This is a genomic window from Stenotrophomonas sp. YJH_SMC_79 (assembly GCF_059367995.1).
In genome coordinates this window covers 1,120,070-1,133,997 of sequence record NZ_JCAFRK010000001.1, presented here as the reverse complement: position 1 = coordinate 1,133,997, position 13,928 = coordinate 1,120,070, and the positions used below count along the sequence as shown (strand labels likewise).

Genomic DNA, 13,928 nt, shown 5'->3' with positions numbered 1-13,928 from the left:
TATCAATCAAAGCGCGAACGGAGCGCTTGATAAACCTTATTCCGCCAACATCGCCGTCAGCTTCTCCCGCGCCGGGCCAGCCAGCTTCGGGTTGTCCAGCGCGAAGCGGATCGTCGCCTCCACCAGCCCCAGGTGCGTGCCGCAGTCGAAACGAGTGCCCTCGAATCGGTAGGCATCGACCTCTTCGGTCTTCAGCAGCTGCGCGATCGCATCGGTCAGCTGGATCTCGCCACCCGCGCCGCTGCCAGTCTGTTCCAGCAGCTCGAAGATCTTCGGGCTCAGCACGTAGCGGCCGACCACCGCCAGGTCGCTCGGTGCGTCCTCCGGCTTGGGCTTCTCCACGATCTGCGAGATGCGGCCCTTGCGACCATCGAAGGCCTCGGTCGCGACGATGCCGTAGCTGGCGGTCTTGTCGTGCGGCACGTCTTCAACGGCGATCACGCTGGCACCACTGGCTTCGTTGAGATCGGCCATCTGCTTCAGCGCACCGTCGCCGCGGTTCCAGATCAGGTCGTCCGGCAGCAGCACCGCAAACGGTTCGTCACCGATCACGGCCTTGGCACACAGCACCGCATGGCCCAGGCCCAGCGCCTCGGCCTGGGTCACGAAGATCGCACGCACGCCATTGGGCAGCACGTGACGGATCAGTTCCAGCTGCTCCTGCTTGCCCGCGCGCTCGAGCTTCTGTTCCAGCTCGTAGGCCTTGTCGAAATAGTCGGCGACTGCATGCTTGTAACGGTTGGTGATGAACACCAGCGTGTCACAGCCCGCCTCGATTGCTTCATCCACCGCGTACTGGATCAGCGGCCGATCAATGATCGGCAACATCTCCTTCGGCACGGTCTTGGTTGCTGGCAAAAAACGCGTCCCCAGACCTGCGACCGGGAAAACTGCTTTGCGAATTCGCTTGCTCATTGGTGCCTGTTGGCCTCGCGTGCCGGAAAGGGCACGACTTTAGCGGATGAAATGTAAGCATCCTGTTCGATTGGCGAGAATTCGGGCATCGTCGCGAACAGGACTTCCTTGATGGTTTCGGTGTCGTAGCTGCAGACTGCCTCGCGCAGGCGCGGGACGTTGCCCAGCACCAGATCGCGCGAGAACATGCGCACGCCAGCCTCGAGAATCTTCGGGTGCGCGGTGGACCGATAGTCCTCGTCCGAATAGAACAGCGTCTCGTGCAGCTTCTCACCCGGACGCAGGCCGGTGTAGATGATCGGAATGTCCTTGTACGGCTGCTTGCCCGCCAGACGGATCATCTGCTCGGCCAGCAGTCGGATCGGCACCGGCTCGCCCATGTCGAGCGTGTAGATCGCACCGTGCGAGGCCGAGGCCGCTGCCTGCAGGATCAACTGGCAGGCCTCGGGGATGGTCATGAAGTAGCGGGTGACTTCCGGGTCGGTGACCGTGACCGGCCCACCACGCAGGATCTGCTCGCGGAACAGCGGCACCACGCTGCCGGCCGAGGCCAGCACGTTGCCGAAGCGCACGGTAACGAAACGGGTGTGCGTGGACTTCTGGTCCAGGCTCTGGCAGATCATCTCGGCATAGCGCTTGCTGGCACCCAGCGCGTTGACCGGGTCGACCGCCTTGTCGGTGGAGATGAACACGAAATGCTCGACGCGGGCCTCCAGGCAGGCACGGGCCACGTTCTCGGTCGCCAGGATGTTGTTGCGCACGGCTTCGCGCAGCTGCCGCTCCAGCACCGGCACATGCTTGTACGCCGCAGCATGGAACGTGGTGTCGACCGGATGCAGCGACAGCGCATGGCGGATCACCGCAGGATCGCCACAATCGCCCAGCACCGCTTCGATCTCGATATCGGGGAAGCTGCGGCGCAGCTCACCTTCAATGGTCAGCAGCAGCAGTTCGCTGATCTCCAGCAGGATGATGCGGCCGGCGCCATGGCGCGCGCACTGGCGGCACAGCTCCGAGCCGATCGAGCCACCGGCACCGGTAACCATCACGGTGCGCCCGCCCAACCAGCCGCGGATCAGGTTCCAGTCCGGGGTGATCGGCTTGCGGCCGAGCAGGTCCTCGATCGCAACTTCCTTCAGCTGGCCAGGCAGCGACTGGCCCTGCAGGATGTCGCTCAGCTTGGGCACGGTGCGGAACGGCACACCGGTGCTTTCGCAGATGGCGACCACCCGCTGCATGCCTGCGGCATCGAGCGAGGGCATGGCGATCACCAGCAACTTGGCCGCAGTCTCGCGGACCACGGCCGGGGCATCATCCAGGCTGCCCAGGATCGGCAGGCCCTGCAGCTTGGCGCCGCGCAGGTGCGGTGCGTCGTCCAGCAGACCGACCGGCTCGAAGTTGCCGGAGCGGCGCAGATCGCGGACCAGGGTCTCGGCGGCCTGCCCGGCACCCAGGATCAGCACGCGGCGCGCGCTCGAATCCGACTGCAGTGCCTGGTAGTCCTTCCAGGCCCGGTACAGCAGGCGCGGCGCGCCCAGCAGCGCCGACAGCGCGAACGGATAGATCACCAGCACCGACATCGGCACGCCGTCGAAACGCTTCCACATCAGCACCAGCACGATGCCGACCAGGCCGATGAAGCTGGCCTTGAAGATGTTCAGCAGGTCACTGACGCTGGCGAAACGCCACAGCCCGCGATACAGGCCCACGCGCCAGAACACCAGGCCCTGCAGCAGCAGCACCAGCGTGGTGTCGACATTCCAGAGCGGAAGCGCGGGCGCGTTGGGGAGGATCGAGTACCGCCCGGCATGGAGCAGCTGCCAGCATGCCCAGACCATGAACAGGTCGTGGCAGACGATGGCCGAACGCGGCATCAGGCCGAGGATTCTGTCCCGCCAGGGTGAAGCCATAAGTCAGGTATTTCCTTGTCGGTGACGCAATCCATTGCGCAGGAGGAGCCAGAGGACGCTCAGCGCGAGAAACCACGCGACCGCCAGGACAGCCTCCCACCTCGGCTGTAAATTGGAGCAGACATTAAGCACTGTAATACTGAACAGGCCCAAAGCAAAGTACATCCCTGTCACCTGGGCGTGGCTGGCTCCTGCCTGCACCGCCCGCTGGTAGACGTGCTGGGTATGGGGTTCCATCCAGCGTTGTCCGGAAATGATGCGCGCCGCCAGTGTGAAGCCCGCGTCCACGAGGAACGCCGAAGCCGGCACCAGCAGCAGGATCCAGTTGATGTCGGTACGCACCGCGGCGATGGCCAGGACGACGGCGACTGCATAGCCCAGCGCGCCACTTCCGACATCCCCCATGAAGATCCGGGCCCGCGGGAAATTGAATGGCAGAAAACCCAGGCAGGCCAGGCCCAGTGCCACCGCCGCCACCGAGTACGGCCAGGGCAGCACCGGCGCCAGGCCCAGTGCGACAACAATGGCCTGGCTGGCGGCAATACCGTTGATGCCATCCATGAAGTTCCAGATGTTGATCAACGAGGCGGTGAATACCAGCACCAGCCCGGCCAGCAACCAGCTTCCACCGTGCACCTTGACCAGGGCGGCCAGCAGCGCGGCGGCAATGAAGTGCACCAGCAGGCGGCGCATGGCCGGCAACGGCCGGTGGTCGTCCCACCAGCCGATGCCCGCCACCAGTACCAGGCCCAGGCTGGCCACCAGCAGGCTCGGTGTCGATTCAGGCCAGACCCACATCGCTGCACCGGCGGTGACCAGCAGGCTGATGACGATGGCGATACCACCACCGCGCGGCGTCGCCACGCTATGGCTGCGACGCTCGCCGGGCTGGTCCATCAGTTGCTGGCGCAGGGCATAACCCCGTGCCGCCCAGGTCAGCCCCGCACTCAGCAGGGCCAGCCCCAGCAGCGCGCCCATCACGAGCCACGGCATGGATCAGAGCACCGCGTAGTTCAGCAGTGGCTTGACCGTACCCCATTCCTTGCAGCTCGGGCACTGCCAATGGTGGGTGCGCGCACCGAACCCGCAACGGGTGCAGCGGTAAGCGGGATTGCGCACCAGCAGCTGGTCGGTGATGTGCTTGAGGTCATGCAGGGTCGCAGTGGAATCGGCGCCCTCGGCCAGGGTCAGGTCGATCAGCGCGGATTCGCCACGCACCGACGGACGATCCTTGAGCTGGCGGCCAAGGTAGGCCCGGGCCGGAGCCACGCCCTCCTGCTCTTCCATCAGCCGGGTCAGGGCCAGCACCGGGGCGATGCCACGGTAGTGTTCGGTCATTTCCGACAAGAACGCACGTGCGCCGCCCAGGTCGCCGACCTTGCGATAGTTTTCCATCAACGCCGGCAGCAGCTCGGGCAGGTACTCGGGGTCGTTGCGCGCGGCACGTTCGAATGCACGCACCGCGGCTTCAGCGTTGCCCGCATCCGTCTCGAGGCGACCTTCGATGATGCCGGCGCGCACCGACATGGCGTCGGCCTGGTAGGCGCGGGCGATCGCCGCCCTCGCCTCTTCCAGCTTGCCGGCACCGCGGAAGCGTTCAGCCAGTTCGCATTCGAACTGCCCGATCAGCTTGCCCATCGGCTCGCCGGTGACGTCTTCGAAACGGGTGGCGTTGTCGATCGCCTTTTCCCAGTCACGCTCGGCCTGATAGATGCCGATCAGGTGCTTGAGCGCCTGCGGGGCGCGCTGGTCGAGCTGTGCCAGCTCGGTGAACACGGTCTCTGCGCGGTCCAGCAGGCCGGACTTCATGTAGTCCTCGCCCAGCGCCAGCAGGGCCTGCACGCGCTGCGCGTCGCTCAGGTCGTGGCGGTTGACCAGCCCCTGGTGCAGGCGGATGGCGCGGTCGACTTCACCGCGGCGGCGGAACAGGTGGCCCAGCGCGACCTGGGTCTCGAAGGTTTCCTTGTCCAGCTCGGCGATGTGCAGGAACAGTTCGATGGCCTTGTCCGGCTGCTCGTTGAGCAGGTAGTTCAGGCCACGGAAGTAGGTGCTGGACAGGCGGCTGACCTGGTTGTCACCGTGGCGCTGGCCACCACGCCGGCCGATCACCCACCCGGCCAGTGCGGCCAGCGGAACGAACAGGAAAAACCACAGCCACTCGGTGACGAAATCCATCTTCGATCAGCGTCCATCAAAAGATTGGGGGGAAACACCCGCAGCCGGCGTTGCCGCCACGGACTTGTTGGCACGGCGCAGCTGACCGTAGAGCGGAATGACCACGCTCACCAGTACCAGGCCGGCACCGACGATGACACCGATCAGCAGGGCCGCGATCAGCGCCACGCCGACAGAGGTATTCAACTGGGTAAACAGCAGGTTGATCGACATCGCGGTCATGTTGACCGCACCAATGATCAGCCCAAGGATCAGGACCGCCAGCAGGACCAGCAGACGAAAGACCTTCATGCGACAGCTCCAGTGGCAGGAGTCCGTAGCTTATCCGACCCGCGGCTGGATTCGCACGCGGTGGCGCGACGGAGGCTCAGGCCGGATCGGCGTCCAGCGGCAGCACACTGCTGACCCGCTCGCGCAGTTCCTTGCCCGGCTTGAAATGGGGGACGTGCTTGCCCGGCAGGGCAACCGATTCGCCGGTCTTCGGGTTGCGACCCAAGCGCGGCGGACGATAGTGCAGCGAGAAGCTGCCAAAACCACGGATTTCGATGCGATCCCCGGCGGACAGCGAACCGCCCATCATTTCCAGCAACGACTTCACCGCCAGATCGACATCATCGGCCTTCAGGTGCGCCTGGCGGCGCGCAAGGATTTCGATCAGTTCGGATTTGGTCATTACCGGCTCACATCAGGGGCATCTCAGCCTGAAACGGCCCGGGCAGAAGCCCGGGCCGTCCAGGAAACAACAAACAGCGTAAGGCCGATTACTCGGACTTGTTGCCGTTCAGCTGTGCACGCAGCAGCGCGCCCAGCTGGGTGGTGCCGCTGGAAGCCGAAGAGGACTGGTATTCCTCCAGCACTTCGCGCATTTCCGCGTCATCCTTGGCCTTGATCGACAGCTGCAGGGTACGGCCCTTGCGGTCCATGCCCACGAACTTGGCTTCGATCTTGTCGCCGACCTTCAGGTGCTGGGTGGCGTCGTCAACGCGCTCGTTGGCGATGTCGCGGGCCGAGACGTAACCTTCGATGCCGTCAGCCAGCTCGATGATCGCGCCCTTGGCGTCGACTTCCTTCACCACGCCGTCGACCTTGGAGCCCTTCGGATTGGCAGCCATGTACTGGCCGAACGGATCCTGCTCCAGCTGCTTCACGCCCAGGGAGATGCGCTCGCGCTCCGGATCGACAGCCAGGACGACGGCGTCCAGGGTATCGCCCTTCTTGAAGTTGCGAACGACGTCTTCGCCGGTGGTGTTCCAGCTGATGTCGGACAGGTGGACCAGGCCGTCGATGCCGCCGTCCAGGCCGATGAAGATGCCGAAGTCGGTGATCGACTTGATCTGGCCCGACACCTTGTCACCCTTCTTGTGGGTGGCAGCGAAGGTTTCCCACGGATTGGCGGCAACCTGCTTCATGCCCAGCGAGATACGGCGACGCTCTTCATCGACGTCCAGCACCATCACTTCGACTTCATCACCAACCTGGACAACCTTGGACGGGTTGACGTTCTTGTTGGTCCAATCCATCTCGGAGACGTGCACCAGGCCTTCGACGCCCGGCTCGATCTCAACGAACGCACCGTAATCGGTGACGTTGGAGACCTTGCCGAAGACGCGGCTGTTGGCCGGGTAACGACGGCCGATGTTGTCCCACGGATCCTCGCCCAGCTGCTTCAGGCCCAGCGAAACGCGGTTGCGCTCGCGGTCGAACTTCAGCACGCGGACGTCCAGCTCGTCGCCGACGTTCACGACTTCCGACGGGTGACGCACGCGCTTCCACGCCATGTCGGTGATGTGCAGCAGGCCGTCGATACCGCCCAGGTCCACGAACGCGCCGTAATCGGTCAGGTTCTTGACGACACCCTTCAGGATCGCGCCTTCCTGCAGCTTGTCCATCAGCTGCTCGCGCTCTTCCGAGTGCTCGCTTTCGACGACAGCGCGGCGCGAGACCACGACGTTGTTACGCTTGCGGTCCAGCTTGATGAGCTTGAACTCGAGTTCCTTGCCTTCCAGGTAGGCCGGATCGCGCACCGGGCGCACATCGACCAGGGAACCCGGCAGGAAGGCGCGGACATCCTTGATGTCCACGGTGAAACCACCCTTGACCTTGCCGCTGATGCGGCCGGTGATGGTTTCGTTCTTTTCCAACGCTTCTTCCAGCTCGTCCCACACCATCGCGCGCTTGGCCTTCTCGCGCGACAGGACGGTTTCGCCGAAGCCGTTCTCGATCGAGTCGAGGGCGACCTTGACGATGTCGCCTTCGGCGACGTCGATTTCGCCAGCGTCGTTACGGAACTGTTCGATCGGCACGATGCCTTCGGACTTCAGGCCAGCGTTGATCACCACGACGTCGCCGCGGACTTCAACAACGGTACCGCTGACGATGGCGCCCGGCTTCAGCTTGGCCAGGTTGGCCTGGCTGGCTTCAAACAGTTCGGCAAATGATTCGGTCATTAGATTTACTCTGTTGGACACATGGGTCGGTGGCGTCCCCTTCAGGGGAATGGCGACCGCCCGCCTGTTGGTCGACCCCGGAAACGCAGGTCGTGTGTAGTAGGAAAACCGCCACGCATCATTGCGCGACGGAGCTGGTACAGCACTGCTTTGCGCGACCACCACCGATGCTGCTGGCAGTGCTCCCGCGCGAACGGATCAGGCAGCCGGAACCGGAAGCAGATCCATCACTCGGGCAACGACATCATCGATGCCGATGCCTGTGGTGTCGATGAGGACAGCATCGTCTGCCGGCTTCAGGGGCGCCACGGTACGCTGAGCATCACGGGCGTCGCGGGCCATGATCTCGCGCAGGAGGTCATCAAAGTTAACAGAAACCCCCTTGTCTTTCAACTGCTTATGCCGGCGCTCGGCGCGCTCCTCGGCACTGGCGGTCAGGAAGACCTTGTAGGGGGCGTCCTTGAAGATCACCGTGCCCATGTCGCGACCGTCGGCAACCAGGCCGGGCAGCTCCCTGAATGCGCGCTGGCGCTCCTTCAGGGCGGCCCGGACCTCGGGAATGGCGGCGATGGCCGAGGCCAGTGCGCCGGTGGTCTCCAGGCGCAGCTCGTCGGTGGCATCGGTGCCATTGACCATGACCCGCATCGACTCACCCTGTTCAACAAACTGAACATGGGTGTCGAAGGTGCAGCGCACCAGTGCCGAGGCATCGGAGGTATCGATGTCGGCCCAGCTTGCGGCCACGCCCACTGCCCGGTACAGCGCGCCCGAATCCAGGTAATGCCAGCCCATCCGGCGCGCGATGATGCGGCTGATGGTACCCTTGCCAGCCCCTGAAGGGCCGTCGATGGTCAGGACGGGAGCGAGTGGATTCATGGGGTTCCCAGAGCGTGTGAATGGGTCATTCTAGCCCCTGCCAGACGCCCCCAGCGGGATCTTTTGTGCAACCACTTGAAACCATGAGGAAAAGCCCGGTAGAATGGCGGGCTTGAACGAGCGTCAACTGCCGATTGTCTTTCGCATATCGCGGCCACGCTCCACCCGAACAACTACTGTTTACGCCGAGGTATGCCATGAAAGTCCTGTCCTCCCTGAAGTCGGCGAAGGCCCGTCACCGTGACTGCAAGGTCGTGCGTCGTCGTGGCAAGATCTTCGTCATCTGCAAGTCGAACCCGCGTTTCAAGGCGCGTCAGCGCTAAGCCCAACAGCCTTCGCGGCTGCGGCTGGCCCTACGCGGGGCCGACCCGATGCAAAAAGCCGCCTTCGGGCGGTTTTTTGTTTATGCGGCTTTTTCCTGCCGTTTTTGCTGTAATCGCCTTTCTTGACCACTGGGGAGTAGATCGAGATGAAGCGTTACCTGTCCGCCCTGGCCGTGATGGCCACCCTGGCCGCCGCCACGCCGGCGCTGGCCGATACCCTGCTTGTCGACCGTGCCCGCGAGAAGCCGGCCGGTACCCTGCCCGTGCGCGGCCAGAGCATGCAGCAGGTGCAGGCGCAGTTCGGCGCGCCGAGCGAGCAGCTGCAGCCGCGTGGCGGGCAGAAGCGGCAATGGCCGACCATCAACCGCTGGGTGTACCCGCAGTTCACCGTCTACTTCGAGAAGCAGAAGGTGATCGACGTGGTGGCCAACCAGGCGGACCCGAACGAAATCGGCCCGAAACCGCCGATCCGTTGATCCCTTTACCCGCCGTGGGCGGGCCTGTGTAGCGAGACCATGAACCAGACCCTTCGTTTTCCTGCCGAGTGGGAAGCCCAGAGCGGCGTCCTGATTGCCTGGCCCACCGCCGACACCGACTGGGCTGACCGCCTGGGCCAGGTGGAAGAGACCTACATCGCCCTGGTCGCGGCCATCACCCGCTTCCAGCCGGTGCTGATCTGCGTGGCCGACGATGACGTGGAGACCTACGCCGAGATGCGGCTGCGCTCCAACCGCATCGACATGGAAAAGGTCCACTTCACCACGGCGGCCTACGACGATACCTGGCTGCGCGACTCCGGCCCGATCACCCTGCGCCGTGCCGACGGCGGGTTCCAGCTGCTGGATTTCCGCTTCACCGGCTGGGGCGGCAAGTTCGATGCCACCCTGGATGACCAGTTGGTGGGCGTGCTGGACCAGGCTGGCGTGTTCAACGATGCGCCGGTGCGCAGCATTCCGTTCGCGCTGGAAGGCGGCGGCATCGAAACCGACGGTGAAGGCACCCTGCTGACCACCTGGAAGTGCCTGCACGAGCGCCACCCGGACCGCGACCGCGCCAGCCTGAGCGCCGACCTGGCCGATTGGCTGCAGCAGGACCGCGTACTGTGGCTGGACCACGGTTATCTGGAAGGCGACGACACCGACGCGCATATCGACACCCTCGCCCGCTTCGCCTCGGCTGACAGCATCGTCTACCAGGCCTGCGACGACGAGAGCGACTCGCACTACGCCGAACTGCAGGCGATGGGCAATGAGCTTGCGGCGCTGCGTACCAAGGATGGCCAGCCGTACCGCCTGTTCCCGCTGCCGTGGGCACAGCCGGTGATCGACGAAGGCCGCCGCCTGGCTGCGTCGTACGCGAACTATCTGATCGTCAATGGCGCAGTGCTGATGCCGGCCTACGGCGATCCGGCCGACGACCTGGCCCGCGACGTGCTGGCCCAGGCGCACCCGGGCCGCGAGATCGTGCAGGTGCCCTGCCGTTCGCTGATCTGGCAGAACGGCAGCCTGCACTGCATCACCATGCAGCTGCCGGCAGGGTTGTTGAAGGCCTGAGGATTGGTAGTGCCGGCCGCTGGCCGGCAACCCTGCACTGCCTGATGGATTGACGGGATTGCCGGCCAGCGGCCGGCACTACCCAGCACCCATTCAGCGCGCGACACGCCGTCGCCGTCCATCCGCGCTAACATGCTGGTTTTCCCCCGCAGGAACGCCCCGCATGAACTCGCGCAGCCCCCTTACCGTCGCCCTGATCCAGGAGCGCAACCACGGTGATGCCGCCGCCAACCTGGCGGTGATCGAAGCACGCGTGGCCGAGGCGGCTGCGCAGGGCGCGAAACTGGTGCTGCTGCAGGAACTGCATAACGGTCCGTACTTCTGCCAGCACGAATCGGTGGACGAATTCGACCTGGCCGAACCGATTCCGGGCCCGAGCACCGAGCGCCTGGGTGCGCTGGCGAAGAAGCATGGCGTGGTGCTGGTCGGCTCGCTGTTCGAGCGCCGCGCTGCCGGCCTGTACCACAACACCGCGGTGGTGTTCGAGAAGGACGGTACGCTGCTCGGCAAGTACCGCAAGATGCACATCCCGGACGATCCGGGCTTCTACGAGAAGTTCTACTTCACCCCGGGCGACATCGGCTTCAAGCCGATCGATACTTCGGTCGGTCGCCTTGGCGTGCTGGTGTGCTGGGACCAGTGGTACCCGGAAGCGGCGCGCCTGATGGCGCTGGCCGGTGCCGAGCTGCTGCTCTACCCCACCGCGATCGGCTGGGACCCGGACGATGTGCAGGACGAGAAGACCCGCCAGCGCGACGCCTGGGTGCTGAGCCACCGCGGCCACGCCGTGGCCAACGGCCTGCCGGTGCTGAGCTGCAACCGCGTCGGCCACGAGGCCTCGCCGCTGGGCGCGTCGGGCATCCAGTTCTGGGGTAACAGCCACGTGCTGGGCCCGCAGGGCGAGTTCCTGGCCGAAGCCGGCACCGATGCCACCGTGCTGCTGTGCGATGTCGACCTGCAGCGCAGCGAGCACGTGCGCCGCATCTGGCCGTTCCTGCGCGACCGTCGCATCGACGCGTACGGTGACCTGCTCAAGCGCTACATCGACTGAGCCGGAGCCCGCGCATGGCCGTCCTCATCCGTGATGCCGGCCCGGCCGACATCGCCGCGATCACCGCAATCTACGCGGTGGAAGTGACCGACTTCGTCAACACTTACGAGTACGACATCCCGGACGCGTCCGAGATGCTGCGCCGCATGCGCGACATCATCGACCGCGGCTTCCCCTACCTGGTTGCCGAGATCGACGGCCAGGTGGCCGGCTATGCCTACGCCAACACCTACCGCACCCGCGTTGCCTACCAGTGGACCGTGGAGAACTCGGTCTACGTCGATGCCGCGTTCCAGGGCAAAGGCGTCGGCACGGGCCTGCTGCAGGCCTTGATCGATGCCTGCGTGGCGCGTGGCTACCGGCAGATGGTGGCCGTGATCGGCGAACCGACCAACACCGCTTCAATCAAGCTGCACGAACGCTTCGGCTTCGAGCTGGTGGGCGTGTTCCGTGGCCTCGGCCGCAAGCATGGCCGCTGGCTGGATACCGTGCAGATGCAGCGCGCGCTCGGCGATGGCGCCGACACCGCACCTTCCAATGAATGAACCCATGACCGAAACCCTTTCCGAGACCGGCGACGACCTGTTCGCCGGCCAGCCGGTGCGCGTCGTCGAACGCGACGGCGTACGCTACACCCTGCTGGGCACCGCCCATGTTTCGCGCGCCAGCGTTGAAGCCGTGGAGAAAGCGATCGACAGTTGCCGTTTCGATGCGGTGGCCGTTGAACTGGACCCGCAACGCCTGCAGGCGCTGAGCGATCCGGACACGCTGGCCAAGCTCGACCTGGTCGAGGTGATCCGCAAGGGCCGCGTCGCCCTGTTCGCCGCCAACCTGGCCCTGTCCGCCTACCAGCGCCGCCTGGCCGAACAGCTCGACATTGAGCCCGGCGCCGAGCTGAAGCGTGCGGTGGAGCTGGCGCGCGAACGCAACCTGCCGGTGCACCTGATCGACCGCGAAGTCGGCCTGACCTTCCGTCGTGCCTCGCAGCGGCTGGGCTTCTTCGGCAAGCTGAAGCTGGTCGCCGGGCTTGGCGCCGGCCTGTTCTCGTCCGAGGAAGTGGGCGAAAACGAAATCGAGAAGCTCAAGCAGGGCGACATGCTGGAGTCGAGCTTCGGCGAGTTCGCCAGCGAGAGCCCGGCGCTGTACGAGACCATCATCGGCGAGCGCGACCGCTACATGGCCACGCGCCTGCGCGAGGAACACGACCCGCAGCAGCGTGAAGTGCTGGCGGTTGTCGGTGCGGGTCACCTTGCAGGCCTGGCGCGCTACCTGGAAACCGATACCGAGGCACCGGCACCGCTACGCGCCGAGCTGGAAGCGGTGCCGAAGAAGCGCAACATTCCGTGGTTCACGCTGGGCATCCTGGCGATCGTGGCGACCGGTATCGGCGTGGGCTTCTACCGCGGCGGGCTGGGCGTGGGCACCGAACTGCTGGCGACCTGGGCGATGTATACCGGCGGCCTGGCGGGCCTGGGCTGCCTGCTGGCCGGCGGCCATCCGCTGAGCATCCTCACCGCGATCGCGGTGGCCCCGTTCAAGCCGTTCCGCCTGAGCATCCCGACCGGCGCGTTCTCGGCGCTGGTGGAAGCACGCCTGCGCAAGCCGGCGTACGAGGACTTCCTCAAGCTGCGCGACGATGCGCAGAGCCTGAAGGGCTGGTACCGCAACCGCGTCACCCGCGTGGTGCTGACCTTCATGCTGACCAACATCGGCAGCATGCTCGGCCTGTGGCTGACCACGTTCAAGGTGTGGGGCAAGGTGGCGGGATAACCCCCCCCAACACTCGTGGCTATACTTGGCGTTTAAGGAAGGAACACTCCAATGGATGCATACGATGCGCTGATGCGCGATGGTTTCGTGGTGGTGCGCCAGGCGATTGCACCCGCACTGGTCCAGGACATCAACGAGCGCATCGCGCGCTTCAAGCAGCGCAATCCAAAGGCGGTGTCGCGAAACCTTGACGATCACAAGCGCATGTATCGGATCGTCAACCTGCACCTTGCGGTGGATGCGATGACCCGCCTGCTCACTGACAATCCGGCCATCGACGTCTGCGATCGCTTCCTCGGCGAACCGACCACGCTCTACACCAGCCTCTACTACGAGCGCGGCTCGGAACAGCCGTTGCATCGTGATACGCCAGTATTCTGCACCTCCCCGGGCGAGCGCTACATGGGGGTGTGGACCGCGCTGGATCCGGTTGATGAAAGCAATGGTCCATTGCGCGTGGTCCCGGGCAGCCACCTGCTGCCGCCAATTGATGTACAGGCGCTGCGACACGAGGTCTTCGGCGACGGCCCGATCAGCGCCATGTCGCCGGAGGGCTGGACCGCCTATCAGGATGCGGTTGCGCGCCAGTGCGAAGACGCTGGCCTGAAGCCGCAGTCGGTGCACGTGCAACCGGGCGATGTGATCGTCTGGCACCCGCAGTTGTTCCATGGCGGTGCCCCGCATCCCTCTGCCGGAACCCGTCGCAGCGTGGTCATGCACGTGACCCCGAAGTCGATGCCCGTGGGCCACATGGATGTTTTCTACGGGCAAACCCCTCCGCTGGCCAAAGCGCCCTGGCGCTATTACCGGCGTGGCCAGCGTGAGATCGCACGGTTCGGGCAGGTGGATTTCGGTCACGAGTACACGCGCCGGACCTGGTTCCTGCGCAGGGCCTGACCCGACCGGAA

General features: G+C 65.0%; 15 protein-coding genes. 7 read left to right on the top strand and 8 right to left on the bottom strand.

What is annotated here, in order from left to right; all coding sequences use genetic code 11:
- Nucleotides 1–36: 36 nt before the first annotated feature.
- From galU to cmk, 8 genes are all read right to left on the bottom strand, one after another.
- Nucleotides 37–915: a UTP--glucose-1-phosphate uridylyltransferase GalU gene (gene galU, locus AC5P57_RS05710; RefSeq protein ID WP_024956143.1), complete on the bottom strand. Its 879-nt coding sequence runs from the start codon at nt 913–915 to the stop codon at nt 37–39.
- Nucleotides 912–2,825, bottom strand: coding sequence for a polysaccharide biosynthesis protein (locus AC5P57_RS05705; RefSeq protein ID WP_262235632.1), 1,914 nt, complete (start codon nt 2,823–2,825; stop codon nt 912–914). The genes galU and AC5P57_RS05705 overlap by 4 nt, the downstream gene beginning before the upstream one ends.
- Before the next feature lie 3 nt (nt 2,826–2,828).
- The gene (locus AC5P57_RS05700) at nt 2,829–3,818 is read right to left on the bottom strand and encodes an MraY family glycosyltransferase (RefSeq protein ID WP_262235631.1); all 990 of its coding nucleotides are present in this window, start codon (nt 3,816–3,818) and stop codon (nt 2,829–2,831) included.
- Nucleotides 3,819–3,821: 3 nt separating this feature from the next.
- Entirely contained in the window at nt 3,822–5,000 is a 1,179-nt protein-coding gene (gene lapB, locus AC5P57_RS05695; RefSeq protein WP_049428020.1) for a lipopolysaccharide assembly protein LapB, read from the bottom strand.
- Nucleotides 5,001–5,006: 6 nt separating this feature from the next.
- On the bottom strand, nt 5,007–5,291 hold the full coding sequence (locus AC5P57_RS05690) for a LapA family protein (RefSeq protein WP_076739220.1): 285 nt from the start codon (nt 5,289–5,291) through the stop codon (nt 5,007–5,009).
- Nucleotides 5,292–5,367: 76 nt separating this feature from the next.
- Complete coding sequence (locus AC5P57_RS05685; RefSeq protein ID WP_005409286.1) at nt 5,368–5,673, bottom strand: integration host factor subunit beta; 306 nt, start codon at nt 5,671–5,673, stop codon at nt 5,368–5,370.
- Nucleotides 5,674–5,761: 88 nt separating this feature from the next.
- Nucleotides 5,762–7,447, bottom strand: a complete 1,686-nt coding sequence (rpsA, locus tag AC5P57_RS05680; RefSeq protein ID WP_262235630.1) for a 30S ribosomal protein S1 — start codon at nt 7,445–7,447, stop codon at nt 5,762–5,764.
- 198 nt (nt 7,448–7,645) lie between these two features.
- Complete coding sequence (cmk, locus tag AC5P57_RS05675; protein WP_005409284.1) at nt 7,646–8,323, bottom strand: (d)CMP kinase; 678 nt, start codon at nt 8,321–8,323, stop codon at nt 7,646–7,648.
- 197 nt (nt 8,324–8,520) lie between these two features.
- Between cmk and ykgO the strand changes: the two genes are divergently transcribed.
- The 7 genes from ykgO to AC5P57_RS05640 all read left to right on the top strand — a co-directional run bounded on the left by ykgO (nt 8,521) and on the right by AC5P57_RS05640 (nt 13,917).
- Entirely contained in the window at nt 8,521–8,646 is a 126-nt protein-coding gene (gene ykgO / locus AC5P57_RS05670) for a type B 50S ribosomal protein L36 (RefSeq protein ID WP_005409283.1), read from the top strand.
- Nucleotides 8,647–8,822: 176 nt separating this feature from the next.
- Nucleotides 8,823–9,122, top strand: coding sequence for a hypothetical protein (locus AC5P57_RS05665; protein ID WP_428843477.1), 300 nt, complete (start codon nt 8,823–8,825; stop codon nt 9,120–9,122).
- A gap of 39 nt (nt 9,123–9,161) precedes the next feature.
- Nucleotides 9,162–10,199 carry an agmatine deiminase family protein gene (locus AC5P57_RS05660; protein WP_262235629.1) on the top strand — a complete coding sequence of 346 codons (1,038 nt, stop codon included), beginning with the start codon at nt 9,162–9,164 and terminating at the stop codon, nt 10,197–10,199.
- A gap of 163 nt (nt 10,200–10,362) precedes the next feature.
- Nucleotides 10,363–11,250: a carbon-nitrogen hydrolase gene (locus AC5P57_RS05655; protein ID WP_005409280.1), complete on the top strand. Its 888-nt coding sequence runs from the start codon at nt 10,363–10,365 to the stop codon at nt 11,248–11,250.
- 14 nt (nt 11,251–11,264) lie between these two features.
- The gene (locus tag AC5P57_RS05650) at nt 11,265–11,795 is read left to right on the top strand and encodes a GNAT family N-acetyltransferase (RefSeq protein WP_005409279.1); all 531 of its coding nucleotides are present in this window, start codon (nt 11,265–11,267) and stop codon (nt 11,793–11,795) included.
- Nucleotides 11,788–13,020 (top strand): TraB/GumN family protein, encoded by a 1,233-nt coding sequence (locus AC5P57_RS05645; RefSeq protein WP_262235628.1) that lies wholly within the window; start codon nt 11,788–11,790, stop codon nt 13,018–13,020. The genes AC5P57_RS05650 and AC5P57_RS05645 overlap by 8 nt, the downstream gene beginning before the upstream one ends.
- Before the next feature lie 51 nt (nt 13,021–13,071).
- Nucleotides 13,072–13,917, top strand: a complete 846-nt coding sequence (locus AC5P57_RS05640; RefSeq protein ID WP_262235627.1) for a phytanoyl-CoA dioxygenase family protein — start codon at nt 13,072–13,074, stop codon at nt 13,915–13,917.
- Nucleotides 13,918–13,928: the final 11 nt, after the last annotated feature.

What these genes read in the sequence shown, in the direction of transcription:
- galU (WP_024956143.1), bottom strand. Translation starts at nt 915, where the DNA reads ATGAGCAAGCGAATTCGCAAAGCAGTTTTCCCGGTCGCAGGTCTGGGG.
- AC5P57_RS05705 (WP_262235632.1), bottom strand. Translation starts at nt 2,825, where the DNA reads ATGGCTTCACCCTGGCGGGACAGAATCCTCGGCCTGATGCCGCGTTCG.
- AC5P57_RS05700 (WP_262235631.1), bottom strand. Translation starts at nt 3,818, where the DNA reads ATGCCGTGGCTCGTGATGGGCGCGCTGCTGGGGCTGGCCCTGCTGAGT.
- lapB (WP_049428020.1), bottom strand. Translation starts at nt 5,000, where the DNA reads ATGGATTTCGTCACCGAGTGGCTGTGGTTTTTCCTGTTCGTTCCGCTG.
- AC5P57_RS05690 (WP_076739220.1), bottom strand. Translation starts at nt 5,291, where the DNA reads ATGAAGGTCTTTCGTCTGCTGGTCCTGCTGGCGGTCCTGATCCTTGGG.
- AC5P57_RS05685 (WP_005409286.1), bottom strand. Translation starts at nt 5,673, where the DNA reads ATGACCAAATCCGAACTGATCGAAATCCTTGCGCGCCGCCAGGCGCAC.
- rpsA (WP_262235630.1), bottom strand. Translation starts at nt 7,447, where the DNA reads ATGACCGAATCATTTGCCGAACTGTTTGAAGCCAGCCAGGCCAACCTG.
- cmk (WP_005409284.1), bottom strand. Translation starts at nt 8,323, where the DNA reads ATGAATCCACTCGCTCCCGTCCTGACCATCGACGGCCCTTCAGGGGCT.
- ykgO (WP_005409283.1), top strand. Translation starts at nt 8,521, where the DNA reads ATGAAAGTCCTGTCCTCCCTGAAGTCGGCGAAGGCCCGTCACCGTGAC.
- AC5P57_RS05665 (WP_428843477.1), top strand. Translation starts at nt 8,823, where the DNA reads ATGGCCACCCTGGCCGCCGCCACGCCGGCGCTGGCCGATACCCTGCTT.
- AC5P57_RS05660 (WP_262235629.1), top strand. Translation starts at nt 9,162, where the DNA reads ATGAACCAGACCCTTCGTTTTCCTGCCGAGTGGGAAGCCCAGAGCGGC.
- AC5P57_RS05655 (WP_005409280.1), top strand. Translation starts at nt 10,363, where the DNA reads ATGAACTCGCGCAGCCCCCTTACCGTCGCCCTGATCCAGGAGCGCAAC.
- AC5P57_RS05650 (WP_005409279.1), top strand. Translation starts at nt 11,265, where the DNA reads ATGGCCGTCCTCATCCGTGATGCCGGCCCGGCCGACATCGCCGCGATC.
- AC5P57_RS05645 (WP_262235628.1), top strand. Translation starts at nt 11,788, where the DNA reads ATGAATGAACCCATGACCGAAACCCTTTCCGAGACCGGCGACGACCTG.
- AC5P57_RS05640 (WP_262235627.1), top strand. Translation starts at nt 13,072, where the DNA reads ATGGATGCATACGATGCGCTGATGCGCGATGGTTTCGTGGTGGTGCGC.